Genomic DNA, 24,832 nt, shown 5'->3' on the forward strand with positions numbered 1-24,832 from the left:
CGCCGGGGCAGCGGCGACGGGCGCCGGAGCGGGCGCGGCCGGAGCCGGGGCGGCCGCCGGAGCGGCACCCGGGGCGCCGATGACGGCGAGCTTGGCGCCGACCTCGGCGGTCTCGTCCTCGGCGACGACGATCTCCAGCAGCACACCGGCGACCGGCGCGGGGATCTCGGTGTCGACCTTGTCGGTGGAGACCTCGAGCAGCGGCTCGTCCTCCGCGACCTCCTCGCCGACCGACTTCAGCCAGCGGGTGACGGTGCCCTCGGTGACGGACTCACCGAGCGCGGGCAGGACCACGTCCGTGCCCGAGGCGCCACCGGCCGGCGCGGCCGGGGGGGCGGCGGGGGCCGGGGCTGGAGCGACGGGGGCCTCGGCCACCGGGGCCGGGGCGGGGGCAGCGGCCGGAGCCGGGGTCGGCTCGGCGGCCGGAGCCGGTGCGGCGGGGGCCGGGGCGCCGGTGCCGTCGTCGATGATCGCCAGCTCGGCGCCCACCTCGACGGTCTCGTCCTCGGCGACCTTGATCGAGGCCAGGATGCCCGAGGCGGGGGCCGGGATCTCGGTGTCGACCTTGTCGGTCGAGACCTCGAGCAGCGGCTCATCGGCCTCGACGCGTTCACCCTCGGCCTTCAGCCAGCGGGTGACGGTGCCCTCGGTGACGCTCTCGCCGAGCGCCGGAAGGGTTACGGAAACCGCCATGGTTTCGGTTGCTCCTTACGAATTGCGGAAGTCTGAGTCGTCGCGTGTGTCGACCGAGGGTCAGTCGTGCGAGTGAAGCGGCTTGCCGGCCAGGGCCAGGTGGGCCTCGCCCATCGCCTCGTTCTGCGTCGGGTGGGCGTGGATGAGCTGGGCGACCTCGGCGGGCAGCGCCTCCCAGTTGTAGATCAGCTGGGCCTCGCCGACCTGCTCGCCCATGCGGTCGCCGACCATGTGGACGCCGACCACGGCACCGTCCTTCACCTGGACGAGCTTGATCTCGCCCGCGGTGTTGAGGATCTTGCTCTTGCCGTTGCCCGCCAGGTTGTACTTCAGGGCGACGACCTTGTCCGCACCGTAGATCTCCTTGGCCTTGGCCTCGGTGATACCCACGGAGGCGACCTCCGGGTGGCAGTACGTGACCCGGGGGACACCGTCGTAGTCGATCGGAACGGTCTTCAGACCGGCCAGACGCTCCGCCACCAGGATGCCTTCGGCGAAGCCGACGTGCGCGAGCTGGAGGGTCGGGACCAGGTCACCGACGGCGGAGATGGTCGGGACGTTCGTCCGCATGTACTCGTCGACCAGGACGTAACCGCGGTCCATGGCGACGCCCTGCTCCTCGTAGCCGAGGCCGGCCGAGACCGGGCCGCGGCCGACGGCGACGAGCAGGACCTCGGCCTCGAACTCCTTGCCGTCGGCGAGGGTGACCTTGACACCGTCGGCGGTGTACTCGGCCTTCGAGAAGAAGGTGCCCAGGTTGAACTTGATGCCGCGCTTGCGGAACGCGCGCTCAAGAAGCTTGGAGGAGTTCTCGTCCTCGACCGGGACGAGGTGCTTGAGGCCCTCGATGACGGTGACGTCCGCACCGAAGGACTTCCAGGCGGAGGCGAACTCGACGCCGATGACCCCGCCGCCCAGGATGATCGCGGACTTCGGCACGCGGTCCAGGACGAGGGCGTGGTCGGAGGAGATGATGCGGTTGCCGTCGATCTCCAGGCCGGGCAGCGACTTCGGCACGGAGCCGGTCGCGAGCAGGACGTGCCGGCCCTGGATGCGCTGGCCGTTCACGTCGACGGAGGTCGGGGAGGAGAGACGCCCCGTGCCCTCGATGTACGTCACCTTGCGGGACGCGATCAGACCCTGCAGGCCCTTGTACAGACCGGCGATGACGCCGTCCTTGTACTTGTGGACGGCCGGCACGTCGATGCCCTCGAAGGTGGCCTTGACGCCGAACTGCTCGCTCTCGCGGGCCTGGTCGGCGATCTCGCCCGCGTGCAGCAGGGCCTTGGTGGGGATGCAACCCCGGTGCAGGCAGGTACCGCCGACCTTGTCCTTCTCGATCAGGGCGACGTCCAGGCCCAGCTGCGCCCCGCGCAGGGCCGCGGCGTAACCGCCACTACCACCGCCGAGGATCACTAGGTCGAAAACGGTGCTGGCGTCGTTCGCCACGTCACGTCCTCCATGCATGTGCGCCGTACGCCGGGCACCTTTTTCCCATACGGGTGGTTGACCGGTCGGTCGGCTGGTGTCCGGCCGCTCTTCTTCGGCCCTGTGGTGGGGCCCTGTCCTGCCGAGCCCCATCTTCGCACTTGTCGGAGGTGAACGAGACGCCGGGCTGGGGTGTGAGACACCACACGCTCACTTGATAACGCCCCGAGGACAGCGCCCCGTAAGGGGCGCGGGGCTGTGTTCGACATGCGGCTCCGCCGCGTGGGCGCGAGCAACCCCCACGGCCCGCAGTCGCCCGACGACGGAGCGGACCGAGTCAGTGGGCGACGGGACCCCGCCCTACCCGCGCGCGAGGTCCCGTCCACAAAAACCGACGTCAGCCCAGGTCACCCTCGGCCGTCAGCTCGGCCAGCCGCACCAGCGTCCGCACCGCGGACCCGGTCCCGCCCTTCGGCGTGTACCCGAAGGGCCCGCCCTCGTTGAACGCCGGCCCCGCGATGTCCAGGTGCGCCCAGGTGATCCCCTCACCCACGAACTCCCGCAGGAAGAGCCCGGCCACCAGGCCGCCGCCCATCCGCTCACCCATGTTCGCGATGTCGGCGGTCGGGGAGTCCATCCCCTTGCGCAGGTGCTCCGGCAGCGGCATCGGCCACGCCGGCTCGCCGACCTCCTCGGCCGCGTCGTGGATCGCCGTACGGAACGCGTCGTCGTTGGCCATGATCCCGAACGTCCGGCTGCCCAGCGCCAGCATCATCGCTCCGGTCAGCGTCGCCACGTCGACGATCGCGTCCGGGTTCTCCGCCGACGCCGCCCACAGCGCGTCGGCGAGGACCAGCCGGCCCTCGGCGTCCGTGTTGAGCACCTCGACCGTCTTGCCGCTGTACATGCGCAGCACGTCACCCGGGCGCACGGCGGAGCCGGACGGCATGTTCTCGGCGAGCGCCAGCCACCCGGTCACATTGACCCGCAGGCCGAGCCGCGCCGCCGAGACGACGGCCGCGAAGACCGCCGCCGCGCCGCTCATGTCGCACTTCATCGTCTCGTTGTGCCCGGCCGGCTTGAGCGAGATACCGCCCGAGTCGTAGGTGATGCCCTTGCCGACGAAGGCGAGGTGCTTGTCCGCCTCGGGGCTCGTGTACGACAGCTTCACCAGCCGCGGGGTCGCGGCCGAGCCGCCGCCGACGCCGAGGATGCCGCCGTAGCCGCCCTTGACGAGCGCCTTGTCGTCGAGCACCTGGATCTTGATGCCGTGCTCCTTGGCCGCCTCCTGGGCGATCGAGGCGAACGCGGCCGGCGTGAGGTCGTTCGGCGGGGTGTTGATCAGGTCGCGGGCCCGGTTGAGCTCCTCGGAGACCGCGGTGGCGCGGGCGAGGGCCGCCTTGTGGGCCGCGTCCCGCGGCTTGCCGCCGAGCAGCGTGGCCTCGGCGAGCGGCGCCTTGCCGTTCTTCGCCTTCCCGTTGGTGCCGTTGTCCTTGTAGACGTCGAAGGAGTAGGCGCCGAGCAGCACACCCTCGGCGATCGCGCCGACGGCGGCCGTGTCCTCGACCGGCAGCGCGAAGGCCGCCTTCTTCGCGCCGTTCAGCGTGCGGGCCGCGACGCCGGCCGCCCGGCGCAGCGCCTCCGCGCCGTAGCCGGCGCCGTCGTCGGGCACGGCGCCCAGGCCGACCGCGATGACGAGCGGGGACTTGAAGCCGGCCGGCGAGGGCAGCTTCGTCAGTTCGCCCTCGGCACCCGAGGCACCGAGGGTCTCCAGGACGTCGGCGAGCTTGCCGTCGTAGGCCTTGTCCACGGCCTCCCCGCCCGGCGCTACGACCAGGTTCCCGGACCGGGAACCCGTGCCCTTGGCGACACCGATCACGATCGCGTCGGCCCGGAGGCCGGGCGCCGCTGAGGTGCTGAGAGTGAGAGCAGTCACGGTGGTGGAATCTCGCTTCCGATGTTGAGTTGCTGTGGCCGAGTGGGTGGGTCGACCGGGCCCGGGAAGCGACCCTAGGCAGTGACCTGGGGGCGCGTTGCCACCGGGGCCTTCACCCTGTCGGCGAACACCCGGGACGAGCCTACGCGTGTGGATGCGTTCGCTCATTCCTGCGGGCGTTCACCTGCGGGTGGCGTCGTGGCCACTTCCCTCCCTCGCGCCGGGTGACCTGGGCCACACTCGTCGCGTTCCGGTGGGCGGGGCCGCCTGCCGCTTCGCATGATTTCCGCTGATCCCGCTCGGCTCCTCCACCAGGAGGCGCAAGGGGATTCTCTGGGGGAGGGGACCCGCATTGGCGCACAGAACGCACCGATGGAGAACCACGGCCATAGCCACGACCGCGGCCGGTCTGATCACGCTGGGACTCGGCGCGCCCGGCGCCTCGGCCGCCACCGCACCGCGCATCGACCTCAGGGTGCTGGTCGTCGACAACGGGGACAGCCCCGTCGCGGCCATCACGGCCCAGCTCAGGAGCGAGGGCGTCCCGTACACGACCGTGAAGCTGAACGACCCCGGCCGCCCGGTCATCACCGGCGCGTTCCTCGGCGACACGGTGAACGGCACACCCCGCGCGAAGTTCCAGGGTGTCGTGTTACCCGACGAGGCCCCGTTCGGGGCCGGTTCGGCCGAGCAGACGGCCCTGGAGACCTACGAGAAGACGTACGGCATCCCGCAGGTCGACGCCTACACCTGGGCGCACCCCGAGGTCGGCCTCGGCTACAGCTCGTACTCCGGCACCCTCGACGGCGACACGGCGACCGTCACCGCCGCCGGCAGGTCGGCGGCCTTCGGCTACCTCGACGGCGAGGTCGCCTTCGAGGACAACTCCCCGTCCGTTCCGGAGAGTTACGGCTTCGTCGGCACGCCCCGCACCGGCTTCACCAGCTATGTCGACATCCCGGTGCCGGGCGGCACGGGCACCGGCAGCCTGCTCGGCGAGTACGCCCACGACGGGCGCCGCGAACTGGTGCTGACCTTCGCCTACAACCAGTACCAGCAGCAGTTCAGGGTGCTGGCCCGGGGCATCGTCGAATGGCTCACCCAGGGAGTCCACCTGGGCCGGGCCCGGAACTACTTCGCCGTGCACGTCGACGACATCTTCGCCTCGGACGCCCGCTGGGACGCCGCACGCAACTGCACGCCCGGCGACATCGACTGCGGCGACGGCAGCACCGACACCACCGCGCCGATCCGGATGACGGCCGCCGACGCCCAGTACGCGGCCGCCTGGGAGCAGACGCAGGGCTTCACCCTGGACATGGTGTTCAACGCGGGCGCGGGGGAGGAGTGGAAGGCGGACAACGGCGGCACGGACGCGCTGGCCGACCAGTTGCTCGCGGACAGGGCCAAGTACCGCTGGATGAACCACACGTACACCCACCTCTTCCTCGGCTGCGTCCAGGACACCTCGGTCGTCCCCTGGGCCTGCGCGAAGAACGCCGACGGCGGCACACAGTGGGTGAGCCGCTCCGACATCTCGGCGGAGATCTCCCAGAACTACAACTGGGCCGTGCAGCACGGACTTTCCGTCGACCGCGGCGAGCTGGTCACCGGTGAGCACTCCGGTCTGAAGACCCTGCCGCAGCAGCCGCAGGACAACCCGAACCTCGCGCCCGCCCTGGCCGCGAACGGCATCCGGTGGACTGGCTCCGACAACTCCCGCGAACCCGGGCAGCGGGCCGTCGGCAGCAGCACCCTGACCGTGCCGCGCTACCCGATGAACGTGTACTACAACACCGGCACCAAGGCCGAGATGGCCGACGAGTACAACTGGATCTACACGTCCAGGGCCGACGGCGGCAGCGGGATCTGCGAGAACAACCCGACGTCGACATGCCTGTCCGCACCGCTGGACACGGCCACCGGCTTCGACTCCGCCATCGTCCTGCAGGAGGCGCACACCGACCTCGGGCACGTCCTCGGCAACGACCCCCGCCCGCACTACGCCCACCAGTCCAACCTGGCCGAGGACCGCGTCCTCTACCCGGTCCTGGACCGGGTGCTCGCCGACTACCGGGCGATCTTCGCCGACAACACCCCGATCGTGAACCTCCGCGAGAGCGCGATCGGCGCCGAACTCCAGAACCGGGCCACGTGGCAGGCCGCGCTGGACGCCGGCAAGGTCACCGCCTACCGGATCGGCGGCACGGTCACCGTCACGGCCCCCTCCGGGACCCAGGTCCCGGTGACCGCGCCGGAGGGCACGAAACAGCAACTCCTGCTCACCACGCAGGCGTTCGGCACGCCGTACGCCGGTGAGCGCTCGGCCTGGACCACACCGGGGCTGCTGCAGTCGGCGGTCACGCTGAAACTGCCGTAGGCGCAACCCGCGGAGCGACCGCGGCACACCGAGGCCCGCGCGTGGGCCTCGGTGTGCCGCGCGGCCCCCGGGGTGGGAGATCATCGACGGGGTCTCCCGTCGCACACCCTGGAGCCCGCCCGGTGAAACTCCGCACCACCGCACCTCTGCTCGTCCCCCTGGTCCTGCTCGCCGGCTGCACCGGAGCCCCGGACGACGCCGGGCGGTGGCAGCCGAGGCCCGGGGTCACCTGGCAGTGGCAACTGAGCGGCCGCGTGGACACGTCCGTGCGGGCGTCGGTGTACGACATCGACGGCTTCGACCAGTCCAGGGCGACGGTCGGCGCGCTGCACGGCAAGGGCCGCAAGGTCATCTGCTACCTCTCCACCGGCGCCTTCGAGGACTGGCGCCCCGACGCGAAGAAGTTCCCCGAGTCGGTGCTGGGGCGCGGCAACGGCTGGGAGGGCGAGCGCTGGCTGGACATCCGCCGTACGGACGTCCTGGAGCCGTTGATGGCGGCACGCTTCGACCTGTGCAAGGACAAGGGCTTCGACGCGGTGGAGCCCGACAACATGGACGGCTACAAGAACCGTACGGGCTTCCCCCTCAAGGCGGCCGACCAGCTCCGCTACAACCGGCTCATCGCCCGGCTGGCCCACGCCCGGGGCATGTCCGTGGGCCTGAAGAACGACCTGGACCAGATACCGCAGCTGGTCGCCGACTTCGACTTCGCGGTCAACGAGCAGTGCGCCCAGTACGGCGAGTGCGACGACCTGAAGCCGTTCATCGAGGCGGACAAGGCCGTCTTCCACGTGGAGTACGAACTGCCGACGGCGAAGTTCTGCGCGCAGTCGCGCAAGCTGAGACTGAGCTCACTGGAGAAGAAGTACGAGCTGGGGGTGTGGCGCAGAACTTGCTGAGGACGCTTCAGGGGTAGCGCCCCGTAGGGGTGCGGGGCTGTATCCATGTACGGCTCCGCCGCGTGGGCGCGACCAGCCACAACGCAGCCGCAGTGTGTTCCGCAACCTTCAGCCCCCCAAAGAAAACACCACAAGCGCCACAGTGGCCGCGGTCTCGGCGAGGCACCCGAACACATCCCCCGTCACCCCACCGAACCGCCGCCGGCACAGCCGCAGCAGCACGTCCGTCGCCGCCTCCGCCACCACCACCGCGAGCAGCGCCCGCAGACTGTCGGCCGACCCCACCAGCGCCCCGGCCCCCGCCGCCACCACCATCACCGCGACCGTGACCGCCGACGCCCCCACCTTCGGCACCACCCCGGCCACCGCCGCCCCCAGCCCCTCCGGGCGGGCCGCGGGCACCCCCTCCACCGCGGCCAGGCTCATCGCCAGCCGGGCCACCATGGCCGCGACGACCGCGGCCAGCATCCCGTGCTGCCACGAGCCGCCGTAGGCCTGGGCCAGCGCGGCCACCTGCCCGAGCAGCACGAGGACGAGCGTGATCACGCCGAACGGCCCGATGTCCGACTGCTTCATGATCCGCAGCGCTTCCTCGGCGGGCTTGCCGCTGCCCAGCCCGTCGGCGGTGTCGGCGAGCCCGTCCAGGTGCAGCCCCCGGGTCAGCACGGCCGGTACCGCGACCGCGGCCACCGCCGCCAGCAACGCACTCGCCCCGGCCAGGACCAGCAGCGCCCCGACCGCGCCCGCGCAGAGCCCGACGGCGAGGCCGGCCAGCGGCGCGAGCAGCATGCCGCCCCGGGCGGCCTCGCGGTCCCAGCGGGTCACCTTCACAGGGAAGACGGTGAGCGTGCCGAAGGCGAAGCGGAGGCCGTCAAGCCAGGGAGTCGCAGAGGTCGCAGCCACCGGCGCAGGTTACCCGGTGGTCAGGAGGGTCCCCGTCACGGCCGGGGATAAAGTGCGCACATGGGACATTGGCTGGAGCGGAACGTCATCGAGCCGGGCAAACTCCCCCTGCTGCTCGCCCTGACCGCCTTCGTCCTGACCTTCGTGATCACCCGGGTCGTCACCCGGCTGATCCGCGCCGGAAAGGGCCCGTTCGGCAACGTGAAGGCCGGCGGGCTGCACATCCACCATGTGGTCCCCGGCGTCGGCCTCGTCGTCATCGGCGGTTTCGGCGCGGTCGCCAGCGGCCGGCAGGGCTTCGGCGCGGCCCTCGCCGCGATCGTCTTCGGCATCGGCGCGGGGCTCGTGCTCGACGAGTTCGCCCTGATCCTGCACCTCGACGACGTCTACTGGACCGAGGAGGGCCGGCAGAGCGTCGAGGTCGTCGTCATCACCGCCGCGATGGTCGGGCTGCTGCTCGCCGGGTTCTCGCCGTTCGGCGTCAACGACATCTCGGCCGACGAACTCCAGGGCCGGGGCGCCGTCATCGCGAACACCGTGGCGAACTTCTGCTTCTCGCTCGTCGCCCTGAGCAAGGGCAAGGCCCGTACCGCGATCTTCGGGGTGGTCGTCCCGTTCGTGGGTCTCGTCGGCGCGGTGCGCCTGGCCCGGCCCGGATCGGCCTGGGCCCGCCGCTTCTACGCCGACCGCCCGCGCGCCCGGGCCAGGGCCGGGCTGCGTGCCTACCACCACGACCGCCGCTGGGCCCGGCTCAGCAGGACCCTTCAGGACTGGATCGGCGGCAAGCCCGACCGCCCCGAACCGGCCCGGCTGCCCGGCCGCCGCTGACGCCACCGGCGCCGCAGCCGCCGCCCCACCGCCACCGCCGCGTACAGCGCCACCACACCGGCGATCGCCGCCAGATGCTCCTTGCCGGCGAGGTTGTCCTTCAGCGCCACCTCGACCACCATCGCCGCCGCCACCGCGCCCGCGGTGACGTACGCGCCGTACTGCCGGCCCAGGACGACCGCGAGTCCGACGACGGCGGCCGAGGGGCCGGTGTCCACCACCCAGGCGTCCGAGGCGGGCAGGCCCAGGGGGCTGTGCGGACCCAGCGCGATGCCGACGCGGGCGTACAGCGTGCCGGCGAGGGTCGCGACGTAGGCGACGGTCAGCGTCCGCCACCAGCCCAGGCACACCTCGGCGATGCCGAACACGACCAGGATCTGCGCCAGCGCGCCCCACACCGGCAGGTCCAGCGCCGGTACGAACAGCGACAGGGGAGTGCGCAGCAGGGCCAGCCAGAGCGGGTCCGCGGCGCGCACGCCCCCGATGTCCTGCACGAACCGGTAGCCCCACGACTGGTTCTGGACGAACTGCAGCAGCCCCGTCAGACACACCGCCGCGACCGACATCGGCACCGCCCGCAGCCGCCGCTTCGCCAGCGCGCCGCGCACGGTGGCGTACAGCGGACCCCACTCGGCGCGGGCCCGGCGGGCGAGCGGCGTCATGCGGTGGTCCTCATCGGTGAGCGTCTCGGTCCGTGTCCAGGTGCCGCCGGTGCAGCCACCTCGGAAGCCCCGGCCCCTCCAGGAACCCCTCCGCACGAGCCGACGCGAGGCCGATGCGCGGCAGGTCCGCGCTCTTCTCGAAGAGCAGGAACCGGGGTTCCCAGATGGGCCGGTACTTGGCGTTGGCCCGGTACAGGGACTCGATCTGCCACCACCGGGAGAAGAAGCTCAGCAAGGACCTCCACAACCGCAGCACCGGCCCCGCGCCCAGACGCGCGCCACGCTCGAAGACCGACCGGAACATCGCGAAGTTCAGCGAGACCTGCGTGATCCGGATCTCTCCGGCGCGCCGCAGCAGCTCGATGACCATGAACTCCATCAGCCCGTTGTCGGAGTCCCGGTCCCGCCGCATCAGGTCCAGGGAGAGCCCGCCAGGACCCCACGGCACGAACGACAGCAGCGCCCGCAGCCGGCCCTCCCCGTCGGTGCACTCCAGCATCACGCACCGCCCGTCCCGCCCGTCCCCGAGCCGTCCCAGCGCCATGCTGAACCCGCGCTCGGTGGCGCCGTCCCGCCAGTCGTCGGCGCGCCGCAGGAGGTACGACATCTCGTCCGCGGGGATGTCCTGGTGCCGGCGGATCCGCACCGAGTAGCCCGCCCGCCCGGCCCGGTTGTGGGCCTGCCGGACGGTCCGCATGGCCCGCCCCTCCAGCGTGAACTCGGCGACCTCGACGATCGCCTCGTCCCCCAGCTCCAGCGCGTCCAGGCCGTGCCGCGCATAGACGGTCCCGGCCTCCTCGCTCGCCCCCATCACCGCCGGGATCCACCCGTGCGCCCGCGCCTCGTCCAGCCACGGCACGATCGCCCCCGGCCAGGCCTCCGGATCCCCGATCGGATCCCCGGAGGCGAGCGACACCCCGCCGACCACCCGGTAGGCCACCGCCGCCTTCCCGGTCGGCGACCACACCACGCTCTTCTCCCGGCGCAGTGCGAAGTACCCGAGCGAGTCCCGCTCGCCGTGCCGCTCCAGCAGCGCCCGCAGCCGCTTCTCGTCGTCCTCGGTGATCGGGTCGACGGCGCGGCGGGAGCGGAAGGCGGCGTAGAGGACGGTGAGGACGAGGAGCGTGCTCAGCACGTTGACGCAGACGTTCACCCAGTTGGGCGGCGCGATGTACGGGAACCGGGAGGGGTCGGCGGCGACCGAGACCAGGCGCAGGGTGCCGTAGTGCCAGCGCTCCGCGAACGTCGAACGGGCGGCGTGCGGGGCCTGGTTGGTGACGGTCACGAGGAGGGCGGCGAGCAGCGAGGCGAGGAGGCCGCCGCCGACGGCCACGGTCGCGGCGAGCCGCGGGTTCGACCGGTCGCCCTTGGCGTAGAACTCGCGGCGGCCGGCGAACAGTGCGCCCACGAAGGCGGCGGTCAGCACGATGGAGATCCAGTTCTGCGGGTACCGCCGGATCTCCGGAAACGCCATGGCGAACGCGAACAGCGCGAGGAACAGCCCGCTCAGGACGAGGTTGAGGATCCAGGCGGCCCGCTTGCGGCGTCGCATCGTGATCGCGAGGAACGCGGTGAACACACCGGAGGCGAAGCCGGCGGTCAGCAGGTACGGCGTGAAGAAGTCCTCCTGGTTGTGCCGTCGCACGTCCTGCCCCAGCGACACCCACACCGCGCTGAGGAAGTTGACGAAGGCGACGGCCCGCAAGTACCACACGGCAAAGGCGGCGCCCCGCCGGGAACCCGCGCCGGCCCGCCGCCCCAGCGCACGTCCACCACACCGTTCAACGGCAATTCGGACATCTCCCATGGAGATGGATCATATGGGCGCCCCCGCAACAAACACCGCCACACGCACGGACCTCGCCGTTGCCGGTGATACCTCTACTCCTCCGGTTTTTCCTCTTCCTGCGGCTTCTCCGGGAGGTCCGCGGCCAGGGCCGCCGCGGACTGGACCAGCGGCAGGGCGAGCAGGGCTCCCGCTCCCTCACCGACCGTCAGGCCCTGCTCCAGCAGCGGCTCCAGGGCCATCCGGTCCAGCGCCTTCGCCTGGCCCGGCTCCCCGCTGTCGTGGCCGGCCAGCCACCAGTCCGGTGCCCGGAACGCGATCCGCTGCGCGACCAGCGCACACGCGGCGGCCACCACCCCGTCCAGCACCACCGGCAGCTTCCGCACCGCCGCCTGCAGCAGGAACCCGGTCATCGCCGCGAGGTCGGCCCCGCCGACCGTCGCCAGCAACTGCAGCTGGTCCCCGAGCACCGGCCGAGCCCGCCGCAACGCGTCCCGGATCGCCGCACACTTCCGCATCCACGCGAGGTCGTCGATGGCGAGCCCGCCCCGCCCGGTCACCACGGACGCGTCGGTCCCGCACAGCGCCGCGACGAGCACGCAGGCCGCTGTGGTCCCCCCGACGCTCACATCGCCGAGCACCACCAGATCGGTCCCGGAGTCGGCCTCCCCGTCGGCCAGCGCCGTCCCCGCCCGGAAGGCCGCCTCCGCCTCCTCCAGGGTCAGCGCGTCCTCGATGTCGATACGGCCGCTGCCCCGCCGCACCCGGTGCCGTACGACCTCCGCGGGCAGCGTGTCCGGGTCGCAGTCCAGCGCCATGTCGACGATCCGCAGGGGCACCCCGAGCCGCCGGGCCAGCACCGCCACCGGGCTGGCCCCCTCCAGGATCGCCCGCACCAGCAGCCCGGCACTGCCCGCGGGCCGCGCGGACACGCCGAGTTCGGCGACGCCGTGGTCACCGGCGAAGAGCAGGACCCGCGGCCGTTCGACCGGCCGTACCGGCACGGAACCCTGTGCGGCCGCCAGCCACTCACCCAGGTCGTCGAGGCGGCCCAGCGACCCGGGCGGCACGATCAGCCGCTCCCGGCGCGCCTCTGCGTCACGGCGCACACCGCCGTCGGGGCGCTCGATCAGATCGGTGAAGTCGTCGAGATTAAGCGAGCTCATTCGCCGAACAGTACCGGCACCGAACCAACGGTTCGGTGCCAGATCGCCACCACACCCGCACGGCGTCTTGGCAGGCAAGATCGGTATCCCATACGTTCCATTTTGCAGTGGATTGCGTACAGGGAGCACAGGGAGCCGCCCATGCCGCCCACACCCGAACTCCTCCCGGGCACCGACCGGTTCCACGAGCCGCGCCGCGAGGACTGTCCCTGGTGCGGTTCCAGACGCCTGCGCACCAGGCTGCGCACGTCCGACCTCCTCCATCACCGGCCCGGCAGGTTCGCCGTCGACGAGTGCCGCGACTGCGGCCACGCCTTCCAGAACCCCCGGCTGACCGCGGAGGGCTTCACCCTCTACCACCGGGACTACTACGAGGGCCGTCTGGAGGACTACACCGACCGCCTGCTCGCGACCCGCGGCGGCCGCCGCCGGCACCGGGCCGCCGCCCTCGCGGTGCAGGCGCTGACGGAGCCGGAGAGCTGGCTGGACATCGGGACGGGCCGCGCCCACTTCCCGCGCACGGCGAAGGAACTCTTCCCGTACACGTCGTTCGACGGCCTGGACTCGACCCTGCGGGTGACGTGGGCCCAGGCCGAGGAGCACATCGAGGAGGCCCACTGCGGCCACCTGACCGCCCCGCACCTGCTGGCCCGGCTGCGCGCCCGCTACGACGTCGTCACCATGTTCCGGCACCTCGAACACGCCCCCGACCCGCGCGCCGAACTCCGCGCGGCGCTCGCGGCGCTGCGCCCCGGCGGGCACCTCCTGATCGACATCGCCAACCCGCGCAGCGCCTTCGGCGCGCTCCTCGGCAAGTGGTGGGTCCCGTACGGCCAGCCCCGCCATCTGCATCTGGTGCCGCCGGCCAACCTGCGGGCCGAGCTGGAGTCCCAGGGCTGCGAGATCCTGACAGCCGACCGGAAGTCGCCCCACATCCCGTACGACCTCTCGGCGGCGCTCGCCCTGCTGCTGGGCCGGGTGCTGCCGAAGCGGGGGCTGCGGGCGGCGGCCCCGCTGGTGGCCGTGGCGGCGGCCGTCGACCATGCGCTGGCCCCTTTGCTGTGCCGCACGCCGTTCTCCAACGGGTACCGGATCATCGCGAGAAAGGGGCGCTGACCCTCACCCTCCCATCCCCCTCACCTCCCCCCACTACCGCAGCACCACCGCCTGCCCGGCCACCACCAGCAACACCTGCTCGCACTCGTCCGCGAACGCCGCGTTCAGCCTGCCCAGTTCGTCCCGGTACCGCCGCCCCGACGCGGTGGCCGGGACGATCCCCGACCCCACCTCGTTGGAGACGGCGACCACCGTCCGGCGGGTCGCCCGCACCGCCTCCGCGAGCTCCCGCACCCGCTCCCGCAGCGCCTTCTCCCCGCCCGACGCCCACTCCGTGTCGTCCCACGCCCCGACGGAGTCCATCGCGTCCGTCAGCCACAGCGACAGACAGTCCACCAGCAGCGGCGGCCCGTCCTGCGTCAGCAACGGCACCAGGTCGCACGTCTCCGTCGTACGCCACGACTCCGGCCGCCGCTCCCGGTGCACGGCGACCCGCTCCGCCCACTCGGTGTCCCCGCCGCGCGTGCCGCCCGTGGCGACGTACAGCACGTCGGGGAAGGACTCCAGGCGCCGCTCGGCCTCCACGGACTTCCCGGACCGCGCTCCGCCCAGCACCAGCGTCCGGCGCGGCACGTCGGGCACCTCCTCGTACACCCCCACCGTCAGCGTCGTACCGTCCGGCACCGCCCGCGCGCCGGCCGCCGCCAGCCGCCGCCGCAGCTCCGGTCCTGGCGGCACGTCGTGGTCGAGATGGACGGCGACGACGTCGGTGGCCGGGCCCACCGCCGCCACCGCCCGCAGGCGCGCCAGCGCGTCCGGGCGCCCCACGACGTCCAGGAGCGCCATGTCGTACGACTCCGTGCTCCCGTTCTCCAGCCCGGCCGGCGCGCCGCCCGGCGGCAGGTACAGCAGCCGCTGCCCGTCGGGGCCGGTCACCGCGTACCCGGTACCGCCCGCGTCCATCGCCAGCGCCCGCACCCGGTGCCCGGTCAGCAGCGCCAGCTCCCGGCCGTCCGGCACCCGCCCCGGCTGCGGCAGCCCGGCCGGCACCTCGACGGCGGGACCGTCGTGCGGATGCGACAGCAGCACCTGCCGTACGCCGGTGAGGGACCGCCCGGCGCGTGCCGCCGCGAACGCCACGCCCGGCGTCAGATCGAGCAGCAGCGTTCCGTCGACGAGCACCGCGGTGGCGGCCCGGACGTCCGCCCCGACGGCGCAGGCACAGGCCGCGCAGGGACAGTCCGGGCGGGGCAGGCCCGCGGGAGCACCGGTACCGAGCAAAGTCACTTCCACGCCCTGATTTTCACCCGACGCGATGAGTCCTGCCCTCAGTGGTAGTCCCGAAGGGGTCCTGCACCCTGCACTGACCACATACGATGCACCAGTTGGATCAAAGGAGGCCTACATGGCGGCATGGACGTGGCGGTTCGAGAAGGCCGACGGGACGGAGGTCCAGCCCGCGGTGGAGCCCGAGGAGTTCACCACCCAGGGCGACGCCGAGTCCTGGATCGGCGAGCAGTGGAAGGACCTGCTGGCCGGCGGCGCCGACCAGGTGCGGCTCTTCGAGGACGCCACCGAGATCTACGGCCCGATGAGCCTGCACGCGGACGAGTCCTGAGAGAGGTGCCGGTCAGGGGCGGCCCTTTGCGGGCCGCCCCGGCCGTCACTGCTCGCCCAGCGTCACATCCACCGTCCGCTCGATGTCGTTCCGGCTGTACGTCACCGTCGTCTTCCGCCCCGGCCGGTCCACGGCGAGCGACTCGGCCAGTGAGGTGATGGTGGTGATGTCGTCGTCACCCACTTTGGTGATGATGTCCCCGGGCCGGATGCCCGCCTTGTCGGCCGCGTCCCCCGGCTTCACGGTCACGACGGCCACCCCGGCGGGCTGGTAGTCCACGTCGACGACCGTGCGCCCGCTGATGCCGAGCGCGGCCCGCCCCGAGTCGACGACCTTGCCCTGCTTGATGATCTGGTCGGCGACCGTCTTCACCATCGACCCCGGGATGGCGAACCCGATCCCGGGCGCCGCGCTGCCGCCCAGGTCGGGGTCGCTCGCGGCGAGCGTCGGGATGCCGATGACCTGTCCGTCCAGGTTGACCAGGGCGCCGCCGCTGTTGCCGGGGTTGATGGCGGCCGAGGTCTGCACCATGTTCGGGATGGTGGCGCCGGTGCCGCCGCCCTCCTGGTTCTCGCTGACGGTCCGTCCGGTCGCCGACACGATGCCCTCGGTGACGCTGGACGACAGCCCGAGCGGGGAGCCCATGGCCAGCGTGATCTGCCCGACCTCGACCTTCTCGGTGTCCCCGAAGGTGGCCGCCTTCAGCCCGTCGGGGAGCTTGTCGAGCCTGATGACCGCCAGGTCCTGCTCGGGGTAGGTGTAGACGAGCGTCGCGGTGAGCGGTTCCTCGTTGTTGGCGGTCGTCACCTTGAACTTCTTCTCGCCCTGGACGACGTGCGCGTTGGTGACGATGTGCCCGTTGCCGTCGTAGACCACGCCGGAGCCCAGGTCGCTGCTGGCCTGGATCTGCACGACCGACGGCAGGACCTCCTTGATCACCTTCTGGTACTGGTTCTGCAGATCGGCCGCCGCCACCGGAACGGCCGCCACCTGGGCGGCCTGGGCGGCCGAGCCGTCCTGGGCCGTGTCCCCGCCGAAGGCGGAGCAGCCGGAGACGAGGGCGAGACAGCAGGAGCCGAGCGCGGCGGCCGTCCGGAAGGTCCGACGGGTACGGGAAGCGTCCATGCCCCCGAGTCTCGTGGCGGGGTGCCGGTCCGGCTCGTGCTGCTGACCCGAACGAGCAGCACACGGCGGGTTCAGCCGCGGACCCCGCACAGATGCAGCAGCGCCGCGACCGCCCGGTACGGATCCGTCCGCCCGGCCCGCTCCTCCACCGCCAGCAGCGTCTCCAGACCGGCGGGCGGCTCGGCGCCGTCCGCGGCCGTGTCCGTGAACACCCGTACGCCGTACCAGGAGTGCAGGGGCGCAGCGATGCCGGCGAGTGCGGCGGTGAGGGTGGCCAGCCGGTCGGCCCGCACCTCCAGGCCCAGGCGGTTGCGGTAGGAGACGGTGTCGAAGGCGCCCATCGCCCCCGCCCAGTCCCCGCTCAGCCCCGGCCGCATGGCCAGCGCGTCGGCGTTGCGCACCAGCAGCGACAGCAGCCCGCCCGGGGCCAGCATCCGGGCCAGCCCGGCCAGCAGCGCGTCCGGCTCCTCGACGTACATCAGCACCCCGTGGCAGAGCACCACGTCGAAGCTGCCCGGCAGGAAGTGGACGCCCGTGTCCCGCCCGTCCCCCTCGACGATCCGCACCCGCTCGCGGATGCCCTCCGGCTCGCCGGCCAGGGCCTCCCGCGCGGCCGCGATCATCGTCGTTTCCCGCTCGATGCCGGTCACCTGGTGCCCGGCCCGGGCCAGCCGCAGCGCCTGCGTGCCCTGGCCCATCCCCACGTCGAGCACGCGCAGCCGCTGCCCGACCGGGAACCGCCCGGCTATCTGCTCGTCGAGCTGCCGGGCCACCAGCTCCTGTCGTACGACATCACGCAGACCGCCCAGCCTGGTCAGCCAGGTCTTTGCCGCACCCCCGGAGAAAGGCTCTGTGCTCAGGGCCGCTCTCCGCGCTTGACCTGCGGCTTGGGCAGCCGGAGCCGGCGCATCTGGAGGGAGCGCATCAGACCGTAGGCGACGGCGCCCTTCTTGTTCTGGTCCGGGAAGCGCTCGGCCAGCCGCTTCTTCAGGCGCAAGCCGCTGACCGCCGCGTCGAGCACGATCAGCACGATCACGACCAGCCACAGCAGCAGCGCGATGTTCTTGATCGCCGCGTTGTTGACCACGCTCATCACCAGGATGACCACGGCCAGTGGCAGGAAGAACTCCGCCACGTTGAAACGCGAGTCGACCCAGTCACGGGCGAACTTGCGGACCGGGCCCTTGTCACGGGCCGGCAGGTACCGCTCGTCGCCGGTGGCCAGCGCCTGGCGCTGCCGCTCCATGGCGGCCCGCCGGTCCTCCCGCTGACGCTTGGCGGCGTCCTTGCGGTTGGTCGGCGTGCTGGCCACGCTGCGGCGCTGGGTCTGGGCCTCACTGCGCTTGGGCGTGGGCCTGCCCTTGGGCGCCTGCGGGTCACGGGTCTGCTTGGAGTCGGTCAGCGCCTTGTCGGCGGGGGCCTTCTCATCCTTGGCACGGCTTCGGAACACAAAACCCAAGGGTACGGGGTCGACGGGTGTGGGCCCTAGTGCGGTGGGGAACGATCCCGCAACGCCACTCGTCTCCATAGGGGACAGAGGGGACGTTGCAGACGGTTCGCTCGGTTCGTACGGCGTTGATCCGGCGTTGTACGAGGGTTGTACGGCGGTTGCGTGCGGGTTCACCGGGGTGTCGCCCCGGGAGACCCTGGGGGGCCACCTACTACCTGTGCCGGAGCGGATGCGTCCGCAGTCGTCCTTGGGGATGAGCGCATCGGTCCCCGAACAGTGCGGTAATGGAGGCAGGGCCCGTACTGTGGGTTCTGTCGCAGGATCTGTGAGCCGGAGTCCGTCAGAAGGGGGCGCGCGAAGCCCATGAGCGGTGTCATGAAGCGTATGGGGATGATCTTCCGCGCGAAGGCGAACAAGGCCCTGGACAGGGCCGAGGACCCGCGCGAGACCCTCGACTACTCGTACCAGAAGCAGCTCGAGCTGCTTCAGAAGGTGCGCCGCGGGGTGGCCGACGTCGCCACCTCCCGCAAGCGGCTCGAACTCCAGCTGAACCAGCTCCAGCAGCAGTCCACCAAGCTGGAGGACCAGGGCCGCAAGGCGCTCGCGCTCGGCCGTGAGGACCTCGCCCGTGAGGCGCTGTCCCGCCGCGCCGCCCTCCAGCAGCAGGTGACCGACCTGGAGACCCAGCACGCCACCCTCCAGGGCGAGGAGGAGAAGCTCACCCTCGCGGCCCAGCGCCTCCAGGCCAAGGTGGACGCCTTCCGTACGAAGAAGGAGACCATCAAGGCCACCTACACCGCCGCCCAGGCCCAGACCCGCATCGGCGAGGCCTTCTCCGGCATCTCCGAGGAGATGGGCGACGTCGGCCTCGCCATCCAGCGCGCCGAGGACAAGACGCAGCAGCTCCAGGCCCGCGCCGGCGCCATCGACGAACTGCTCGCCTCCGGTGCCCTCGACGACCCGACCGGCATGGCCAAGGACGACATCGCCGCCGAGCTGGACCGCCTCTCCGGTGGTACGGATGTAGAGCTGGAGCTCCAGCGGATGAAGGCGGAGCTGGCCGGCGGCCAGCCGCAGCAGGCGATCGAGGGCGGCACCGGCCAGGGCCAGCAGACGCAGCAGCCGCAGGACACCCCGCGCTTCGACAAGCAGTAGCCGACGCCTGGAGGGCGACATGGCCGACATGGTCGTAAGGATCATGGGGGAGGGCCAGGTGAGGCTGGCCGGCAGCCACCTCACCGAACTGAACAAGCTGGACGACGAACTCCTGGCGGAGACGGAGGCCGGCGACGAGGCGGCCTTCCGTCGCACCCTGACCGCCCTCCTGGACAAGGTCCGAGAGCTCGGCACCCCCCTCCCGGACGACGCCCTGGAACCCTCGGACCTGATCCTCCCCTCACCGGACGCCACCCTGGAGGAGGTCCGGGCCCTCCTGAGGGACGACGGCCTGATCCCGGGCTGACGCGATACGTCCGGCTCGCCCGGCTCCCGGACCTGGGCTCTTCAACTGAGCGAGTCGGGCGGGTGGGCGGGAAATCGGGCGGTGCCCGCGGCGGGCCGAACCGACGGTTCCGGCCCGCACGAACCAGCCGTACTGTTCAGACCGTGAGCCCCTTCGAGAGAGCCCGCTGCAGAGTCGGCGCCCATCCACTCGCCGTGGACGCGGTCATCGCCGCAGGCGCCCTCGTGTGCATGGTCGTCAGCTCTTTCGCCGTCCCGCACGGCGCGCACGGCGTCGCCTGGGGCATGCGCACCCCGGACCCCCTCAGCCTGGTCCTGATGACGCTCGCCGCCATCGCCCTGGTCTTCCGCCGGCACGCCCCGAAGACGGTGCTGGCCGTCACCGGCGCGGCCTCCGTCGTCGAGTGCGTCACCGGCGACCCCCGCGCCCCCGTCGCGATGGCGGCCGTCGTCGCCCTCTTCACCGTCGCCGCCACCACCGACCGCCGTACCACCCTGCGGGCCGGCCTGCTCACCATGACCGTGCTGACCACCGCCGCGATGGCCGCGGGTCCCCTCCCGTGGTACGCCCAGGAGAACCTCGCGATCTTCGCCTGGACCGGCATCGGCGCCACCGCCGGGGACGCGGTGCGCAGCCGGCGGGCCGTCGTCCAGGCCATCCGGGAGCGCGCCGAGCGCGCCGAGCGGACCCGCGAGGAGGAGGCCCGCCGCCGGGTCGCCGAGGAACGGCTGCGCATCGCCCGTGACCTGCACGACGTCGTCGCCCACCACATCGCCCTGGTCAACGTGCAGGCGGGCGTGGCCGCACACGTCATGGACAAGCGGCCCGACCAGGCCAAGGAGGCCCTCGCCCACGTCCGCGAGGCCAGCCGCTCCGCGCTCAACGAACTGCGTGCCACCGTCGGCCTGCTCCGCCAGTCCGGCGACCCCGAGGCCCCCACCGAACCCGCCCCCGGCCTGCACCGCCTCGAAGAGCTCGCCGACACCTTCCGCAACGCGGGCCTCCAGGTCGAGGTGGCCCGCGCCGACCAGGGCACCACCCTGCCCGCCGCCGTGGACCTGGCCGCCTACCGGATCATCCAGGAGGCCCTGACCAACGTGCAGAAGCACGCGGGAGCCGAGGCCAAGGCCGAGGTCAGCGTCGTACGCGTCGGACCGCGCATCGAGGTCACCGTCCTCGACAACGGCTCCGGCGAGGACACCGGACCCGAGGAGGGCGGCGGCCACGGCCTGCTCGGCATGCGCGAGCGCGTCACCGCCCTGCGCGGCACCCTCACCACCGGCCCCCGCTACGGCGGCGGCTTCCGGGTCCATGCGATCCTGCCGGTCAAGACCGACACCGACGACCGTACGAACGACCGAACGGCCGCCCTGGGGGATTCCGTATGACGATCCGTGTCCTGCTCGCCGACGACCAGGCCCTGCTGCGCAGCGCGTTCCGCGTACTCGTCGACTCCGAGCCCGACATGGAGGTGGTCGGCGAGGCCTCCGACGGCGCCGAGGCGGTGCGGCTGGCCCGGGAGACCCGGGCCGACGTCGTCCTGATGGACATCCGGATGCCGGGCACGGACGGACTGGCCGCCACCCGGCTGATCAGCGAGGACCCGTCCCTGGACCGGGTCCGGGTGGTCATCCTGACCACCTTCGAGGTCGACGACTACGTCGTGCAGGCGCTGCGCGCCGGTGCCTCCGGCTTTCTCGGCAAGGGCAGCGAACCCGAGGAGCTGCTGAGCGCCATCCGGGTCGCCGCCGGCGGTGAGGCGCTGCTCTCCCCGACCGCCACCAAGGGGCTGATCGCCCGCTTCCTCGCCCAGGGTGACGCCGGCGGCGACGGCGGCGATCCGGCCCGCGCCGAGCGGCTCGACGCCCTCACCTCACGCGAGCGCGAGGTTCTGGTCCAGGTCGCCGGCGGGCACTCCAACGACGAGATCGCCGAGCGCCTGGAGGTCAGCCCGCTGACCGTGAAGACGCACGTCAACCGGGCCATGGCCAAGCTGCGCGCCCGGGACCGGGCACAGCTCGTGGTGATCGCGTACGAGTCGGGGCTGGTCCGTCCAAGGATGGAGTGACCTCCACCCGTGCGTACTGCGGCGGGAGTAGGAGCCGGATAAAGGACGGCACCCAGGGCCTACGTGAGCAGGGCGGTGCATGGGTCAGGGTGGTGGGGTGGGCGCTCACAGGTGCCCCCTGTGCCGTACATCCGCCGCTCACAGCAGCTCCGCTCACAGCAGCTCACCGAAAAGAGACCCTGACCCATGTCCTGGCTGTCCCGATTCAGCCTCGCGCAGCGGGCCCTGATAGGCCTCATGTCATTGATCGCGCTCGCCTTCGGGGCGATCGCCATCCCCCAGATCAAGCAGCAGCTGCTGCCCACCATCTCCCTGCCCGTGGTGTCGGTCATCGCCCCCTACCAGGGAGCGGCCCCCGACGTCGTCGAGAAGCAGGTCATCGAGCCCGTCGAGAACAACCTCGAAGGCGTCGACGGGATCACCGGCGTCACCTCCACCGCGAGCGAGGGCAACGCCGTGATCATGGCGTCCTTCGACTACGGCAGCGACACCAAGCAGCTGGTGGCCGACGTCCAGCTGGCCGTCAACCGGGCCCAGCTCCCGGACAGCGTCGACCCGCAGGTCATCTCCGGCTCCACGGACGACATCCCGACCGTGGTCCTCGCCGTCTCCTCCGGCAAGGACCAGCAGGCCCTCGCCGACCAGCTCGACAAGACGGTCGTCCCGGACCTGAAGGACATCGACGGCGTCGGCCGCATCCAGGTCACCGGCGTGCGGGACCTCCAGGTCGCCGTCACCCCGAGCCAGGCGAAGCTGGCCGAGGCGGGCCTCACCCCGGCCGTGGTCGCCCAGGCCCTCCAGGCGGCCGGCGCGACCGTGCCGGCGGGCTCCTTCGACGAGGACGGCGCCAACCGCACCGTCCAGGTCGGCGGCGGACTCACCTCGCTGGCGCAGATCAAGGACCTGATGGTCACCGGGCAGGGCGTCAAGAAGCCCGTGCGCCTCGGTGACGTGGCCTCGGTCAAGGAGCAGGAGGCTCCGGCCGACTCCATCACCCGCACCGACGGCCGCCCCAGCCTCGCCGTGAACGTCACCATGGACCACGACGGCAGCGCGGTCTCCATCTCGAACGCGGTCAAGGACAAGCTGCCGAAGCTGCGTCAGGACCTCGGCTCCGACGCCACCCTCACGGTCGTCAGCGACCAGGGCCCGGCGGTCTCCAAGTCCATCAAGGGCCTGACCACCGAGGGCGCCCTCGGCCTGGTCTTCGCGGTCCTGGTCATCCTGGTCTTCCTGGCCTCGGTCCGCTCGACCCTGGTGACGGCGGTCTCCATCCCGCTGTCGGTGGTCCTCGCGCTCATCGTCCTGTGGACCCGCGGCCTCTCCCTCAACATGCTCACCCTCGGCGCGCTCACCATCGCCATCGGCCGGGTCGTCGACGACTCGATCGTGGTCCTGGAGAACATCAAGCGCCACCTCGGCTACGGCGAGGAGCGCCAGGCCGCCATCCTCGGCGCGGTCCGCGAGGTGGCCGGCGCGGTCACCTCCTCCACCCTCACCACGGTCGCCGTCTTCCTGCCGATCGGCCTGGTCGGCGGCATGGTGGGCGCCCTGTTCGGCTCGTTCAGCATCACCGTGACGGCCGCGCTGCTGGCCTCCCTGCTGGTCTCGCTGACGGTCGTACCGGTGCTGTCGTACTGGTTCCTGCGCGCCCCGAAGGGCACCCCCGAGGACGCCGCGGAGGCCCGCCGCAAGGCCGAGGCGAAGGAGGCCGACAGCCGGCTCCAGCGGGCCTACGTGCCCGTCCTGCGCTTCGCGACCCGGCGCCGCCTCACCAGCGTGCTGATCGCGATCGTGGTCCTGGTCGTCACGTTCGGCATGGCCGGGCTGCTGAAGACCAACTTCTTCGACCAGGGCGACCAGGAGGTCCTCACCGTCAAGCAGGAGCTGAAGCCGGGCACCAGCCTGGCGGCGACCGACGCGCAGGCGAAGAAGGTCGAGAAGCTGCTCGCCTCCGTCGACGGGGTGAAGGACTACCAGGTCACGATCGGCTCGTCCGGCTTCATGGCGGCCTTCGGCGGCGGCACGGACACCAACCAGGCGTCGTACTCGGTGATGCTGGACGACTCGAAGTCGTACGACAAGGTCCAGGACGCCATCGAGGACGGCCTGCACAAGCTGCCGGGCATCGGTACGACCACGGTGTCCGCCGGTGACGGCTTCGGCAGCCAGGACCTGAGCGTCGTCGTGAAGGCGGCCGACGGGAACGTGCTGCGTACGGCCTCGGAGCAGGTGCGGGCCGCGGTAGCGAAGCTGGACGACGTCACCGACGTCACCAGCGACCTCTCCCAGAGCGTGCCGCGCATCTCGGTGAAGGCCAACTCCAAGGCCGCGGCGGCCGGGTTCGACGACCAGACGCTGGGCGCCGCCGTCACCCAGGCGGTCAAGGGCACCACGGCCGCGAAGGCGGTCCTCGACGACACCGAGCGGGACGTCGTCGTCAAGTCGGCGAAGCCGGCCGAGACCCTCGCACAGCTGCGCGCCCTCAAGCTGGGCCCGGTGAAGCTGGGCGACATCGCCACCGTGAAGCTGGTGGACGGGCCGGTGTCGATGACCCGGATCGACGGCCAACGCGCCGCGACCGTCACCGCGAAGCCGACCGGTGACAACACCGGCGCGGTCAGCAGCCAACTCCAGTCCAAGATCAAGGCGTTGAAGCTCCCGGCGGGCGCGACGGCCTCGATCGGCGGCGTCACCTCGGACCAGGACAGCGCGTTCAAGAACCTGGGCCTGGCGATGCTCGCGGCGATCGCGATCGTCTTCATGGTGCTGGTCGGAACCTTCCGGTCGCTCGTCCAGCCGCTGATCCTGCTGGTCTCCATCCCGTTCGCGGCGACCGGCGCGATCGGCCTGCTGATCGTCACCGGCACCCCGATGGGCGTCCCCGCGATGATCGGCATGCTGATGCTGATCGGCATCGTGGTGACCAACGCGATCGTGCTGATCGACCTCATCAACCAGTACCGGCGCCAGGGTCACGGCGTGGTCGAAGCGGTGATCGAGGGCGGCCGGCACCGGCTCCGCCCGATCCTGATGACCGCCCTGGCGACCATCTTCGCCCTCCTCCCGATGGCGCTCGGCGTCACCGGCGAGGGCGGATTCATCGCCCAGCCGCTGGCGGTGGTCGTGATCGGCGGTCTGATCACCTCCACGCTGCTCACCCTGCTGCTGGTGCCGACGCTGTACGCGATGCTCGAACTCCGCAAGGAGCGCCGGGCGCGCAAGCGCGCGGCGAAGAAGGGGCAGGGGCCCGCGGAACCGGCGCGGTCCGCCGAGGAACCGGAGCCCGCAACCGTGTGACGGTCCCACGGCCGTCCGGACAGTCCCGTGACCGCGGGACGGTCCTGTGAACGACGGCCGGTTCCCGGCGAC

Annotated in this window: 21 protein-coding genes; 10 read left to right on the top strand and 11 right to left on the bottom strand. The window is 71.9% G+C overall.

Annotation, left to right across the window (positions count from 1 at the left end; all coding sequences use genetic code 11):
- From ACFWXC_RS51145 to ACFWXC_RS51155, 3 genes are all read right to left on the bottom strand, one after another.
- On the bottom strand, positions 1-693 hold a 693-nt coding region (locus tag ACFWXC_RS51145), incomplete at its 3' end, for a biotin/lipoyl-containing protein (RefSeq protein ID WP_384490880.1).
- Between the two features lie 60 nt (positions 694-753).
- Positions 754-2,142: a dihydrolipoyl dehydrogenase gene (gene lpdA / locus ACFWXC_RS51150; protein ID WP_350790338.1), complete on the bottom strand. Its 1,389-nt coding sequence runs from the start codon at positions 2,140-2,142 to the stop codon at positions 754-756.
- Between the two features lie 376 nt (positions 2,143-2,518).
- Entirely contained in the window at positions 2,519-4,057 is a 1,539-nt protein-coding gene (locus ACFWXC_RS51155) for a leucyl aminopeptidase (protein WP_384490883.1), read from the bottom strand.
- 352 nt (positions 4,058-4,409) lie between these two features.
- Here ACFWXC_RS51155 and ACFWXC_RS51160 point away from each other — a divergent pair, with 352 nt between their 5' ends.
- Both ACFWXC_RS51160 and ACFWXC_RS51165 read left to right on the top strand, forming a co-directional pair.
- Complete coding sequence (locus ACFWXC_RS51160) at positions 4,410-6,437, top strand: hypothetical protein (RefSeq protein WP_384490885.1); 2,028 nt, start codon at positions 4,410-4,412, stop codon at positions 6,435-6,437.
- A 122-nt stretch (positions 6,438-6,559) separates the two neighbouring features.
- Positions 6,560-7,336 (top strand): endo alpha-1,4 polygalactosaminidase, encoded by a 777-nt coding sequence (locus ACFWXC_RS51165; protein ID WP_384490887.1) that lies wholly within the window; start codon positions 6,560-6,562, stop codon positions 7,334-7,336.
- Positions 7,337-7,444: 108 nt separating this feature from the next.
- Here ACFWXC_RS51165 and ACFWXC_RS51170 read toward each other — a convergent pair whose 3' ends face one another.
- Complete coding sequence (locus tag ACFWXC_RS51170; RefSeq protein ID WP_384490889.1) at positions 7,445-8,239, bottom strand: adenosylcobinamide-GDP ribazoletransferase; 795 nt, start codon at positions 8,237-8,239, stop codon at positions 7,445-7,447.
- A 60-nt stretch (positions 8,240-8,299) separates the two neighbouring features.
- Between ACFWXC_RS51170 and ACFWXC_RS51175 the strand changes: the two genes are divergently transcribed.
- Positions 8,300-9,067: a hypothetical protein gene (locus tag ACFWXC_RS51175; protein ID WP_384490891.1), complete on the top strand. Its 768-nt coding sequence runs from the start codon at positions 8,300-8,302 to the stop codon at positions 9,065-9,067.
- On the opposite strand, the gene ACFWXC_RS51180 is transcribed toward ACFWXC_RS51175, so the two are convergent.
- From ACFWXC_RS51180 to cobT, 3 genes are all read right to left on the bottom strand, one after another.
- Positions 9,004-9,729, bottom strand: coding sequence for a hypothetical protein (locus ACFWXC_RS51180; protein WP_384490893.1), 726 nt, complete (start codon positions 9,727-9,729; stop codon positions 9,004-9,006). The genes ACFWXC_RS51175 and ACFWXC_RS51180 overlap by 64 nt on opposite strands.
- A gap of 10 nt (positions 9,730-9,739) precedes the next feature.
- Positions 9,740-11,536, bottom strand: coding sequence for a phosphatidylglycerol lysyltransferase domain-containing protein (locus ACFWXC_RS51185; RefSeq protein ID WP_384490895.1), 1,797 nt, complete (start codon positions 11,534-11,536; stop codon positions 9,740-9,742).
- Positions 11,537-11,610: 74 nt separating this feature from the next.
- On the bottom strand, positions 11,611-12,681 hold the full coding sequence (gene cobT, locus ACFWXC_RS51190) for a nicotinate-nucleotide--dimethylbenzimidazole phosphoribosyltransferase (protein ID WP_384490897.1): 1,071 nt from the start codon (positions 12,679-12,681) through the stop codon (positions 11,611-11,613).
- A gap of 141 nt (positions 12,682-12,822) precedes the next feature.
- On the opposite strand from cobT, the gene ACFWXC_RS51195 reads away from it, so the two are divergent.
- Positions 12,823-13,797, top strand: coding sequence for a class I SAM-dependent methyltransferase (locus ACFWXC_RS51195; protein ID WP_384490899.1), 975 nt, complete (start codon positions 12,823-12,825; stop codon positions 13,795-13,797).
- A gap of 33 nt (positions 13,798-13,830) precedes the next feature.
- On the opposite strand, the gene ACFWXC_RS51200 is transcribed toward ACFWXC_RS51195, so the two are convergent.
- Positions 13,831-15,030 (bottom strand): bifunctional adenosylcobinamide kinase/adenosylcobinamide-phosphate guanylyltransferase, encoded by a 1,200-nt coding sequence (locus tag ACFWXC_RS51200; protein ID WP_384490901.1) that lies wholly within the window; start codon positions 15,028-15,030, stop codon positions 13,831-13,833.
- Positions 15,031-15,142: 112 nt separating this feature from the next.
- Here ACFWXC_RS51200 and ACFWXC_RS51205 point away from each other — a divergent pair, with 112 nt between their 5' ends.
- Positions 15,143-15,355, top strand: a complete 213-nt coding sequence (locus ACFWXC_RS51205) for a hypothetical protein (protein ID WP_384490904.1) — start codon at positions 15,143-15,145, stop codon at positions 15,353-15,355.
- A gap of 45 nt (positions 15,356-15,400) precedes the next feature.
- Here ACFWXC_RS51205 and ACFWXC_RS51210 read toward each other — a convergent pair whose 3' ends face one another.
- The 3 genes from ACFWXC_RS51210 to ACFWXC_RS51220 form a co-directional block, all read right to left on the bottom strand.
- Positions 15,401-16,480: a S1C family serine protease gene (locus ACFWXC_RS51210; protein WP_384490906.1), complete on the bottom strand. Its 1,080-nt coding sequence runs from the start codon at positions 16,478-16,480 to the stop codon at positions 15,401-15,403.
- Between the two features lie 71 nt (positions 16,481-16,551).
- On the bottom strand, positions 16,552-17,253 hold the full coding sequence (locus tag ACFWXC_RS51215; protein ID WP_384490908.1) for a class I SAM-dependent methyltransferase: 702 nt from the start codon (positions 17,251-17,253) through the stop codon (positions 16,552-16,554).
- An 83-nt stretch (positions 17,254-17,336) separates the two neighbouring features.
- Positions 17,337-18,008, bottom strand: a complete 672-nt coding sequence (locus ACFWXC_RS51220; RefSeq protein ID WP_384490910.1) for a DUF3043 domain-containing protein — start codon at positions 18,006-18,008, stop codon at positions 17,337-17,339.
- Between the two features lie 285 nt (positions 18,009-18,293).
- On the opposite strand from ACFWXC_RS51220, the gene ACFWXC_RS51225 reads away from it, so the two are divergent.
- The 5 genes from ACFWXC_RS51225 (at position 18,294) to ACFWXC_RS51245 (ending at position 24,760) form a co-directional block, all read left to right on the top strand.
- Positions 18,294-19,085: a PspA/IM30 family protein gene (locus ACFWXC_RS51225; RefSeq protein ID WP_384490912.1), complete on the top strand. Its 792-nt coding sequence runs from the start codon at positions 18,294-18,296 to the stop codon at positions 19,083-19,085.
- A 28-nt stretch (positions 19,086-19,113) separates the two neighbouring features.
- The gene (locus ACFWXC_RS51230) at positions 19,114-19,392 is read left to right on the top strand and encodes a hypothetical protein (RefSeq protein ID WP_384490920.1); all 279 of its coding nucleotides are present in this window, start codon (positions 19,114-19,116) and stop codon (positions 19,390-19,392) included.
- A gap of 143 nt (positions 19,393-19,535) precedes the next feature.
- Positions 19,536-20,780, top strand: coding sequence for a sensor histidine kinase (locus tag ACFWXC_RS51235; RefSeq protein WP_384490914.1), 1,245 nt, complete (start codon positions 19,536-19,538; stop codon positions 20,778-20,780).
- On the top strand, positions 20,777-21,460 hold the full coding sequence (locus tag ACFWXC_RS51240; RefSeq protein ID WP_384490916.1) for a response regulator: 684 nt from the start codon (positions 20,777-20,779) through the stop codon (positions 21,458-21,460). Before ACFWXC_RS51235 ends, ACFWXC_RS51240 begins: the two co-directional genes overlap by 4 nt.
- A gap of 186 nt (positions 21,461-21,646) precedes the next feature.
- Positions 21,647-24,760: an efflux RND transporter permease subunit gene (locus tag ACFWXC_RS51245; protein WP_384490918.1), complete on the top strand. Its 3,114-nt coding sequence runs from the start codon at positions 21,647-21,649 to the stop codon at positions 24,758-24,760.
- The last annotated feature ends 72 nt before the right edge of the window (positions 24,761-24,832 follow it).

It is taken from the genome of Streptomyces sp. NPDC058683, from assembly GCF_042716195.1.
Classification (GTDB): Bacteria; Actinomycetota; Actinomycetes; order Streptomycetales; family Streptomycetaceae; genus Streptomyces.

What these genes read in the sequence shown, in the direction of transcription:
- ACFWXC_RS51195 (WP_384490899.1), top strand. Translation starts at nt 12,823, where the DNA reads ATGCCGCCCACACCCGAACTCCTCCCGGGCACCGACCGGTTCCACGAG.
- ACFWXC_RS51185 (WP_384490895.1), bottom strand. Translation starts at nt 11,536, where the DNA reads ATGGGAGATGTCCGAATTGCCGTTGAACGGTGTGGTGGACGTGCGCTG.
- ACFWXC_RS51245 (WP_384490918.1), top strand. Translation starts at nt 21,647, where the DNA reads ATGTCCTGGCTGTCCCGATTCAGCCTCGCGCAGCGGGCCCTGATAGGC.
- ACFWXC_RS51210 (WP_384490906.1), bottom strand. Translation starts at nt 16,480, where the DNA reads ATGGACGCTTCCCGTACCCGTCGGACCTTCCGGACGGCCGCCGCGCTC.
- ACFWXC_RS51175 (WP_384490891.1), top strand. Translation starts at nt 8,300, where the DNA reads ATGGGACATTGGCTGGAGCGGAACGTCATCGAGCCGGGCAAACTCCCC.
- ACFWXC_RS51180 (WP_384490893.1), bottom strand. Translation starts at nt 9,729, where the DNA reads ATGACGCCGCTCGCCCGCCGGGCCCGCGCCGAGTGGGGTCCGCTGTAC.
- ACFWXC_RS51240 (WP_384490916.1), top strand. Translation starts at nt 20,777, where the DNA reads ATGACGATCCGTGTCCTGCTCGCCGACGACCAGGCCCTGCTGCGCAGC.
- ACFWXC_RS51230 (WP_384490920.1), top strand. Translation starts at nt 19,114, where the DNA reads ATGGTCGTAAGGATCATGGGGGAGGGCCAGGTGAGGCTGGCCGGCAGC.
- ACFWXC_RS51205 (WP_384490904.1), top strand. Translation starts at nt 15,143, where the DNA reads ATGGCGGCATGGACGTGGCGGTTCGAGAAGGCCGACGGGACGGAGGTC.
- ACFWXC_RS51220 (WP_384490910.1), bottom strand. Translation starts at nt 18,008, where the DNA reads ATGGAGACGAGTGGCGTTGCGGGATCGTTCCCCACCGCACTAGGGCCC.
- cobT (WP_384490897.1), bottom strand. Translation starts at nt 12,681, where the DNA reads ATGAGCTCGCTTAATCTCGACGACTTCACCGATCTGATCGAGCGCCCC.
- ACFWXC_RS51225 (WP_384490912.1), top strand. Translation starts at nt 18,294, where the DNA reads ATGAGCGGTGTCATGAAGCGTATGGGGATGATCTTCCGCGCGAAGGCG.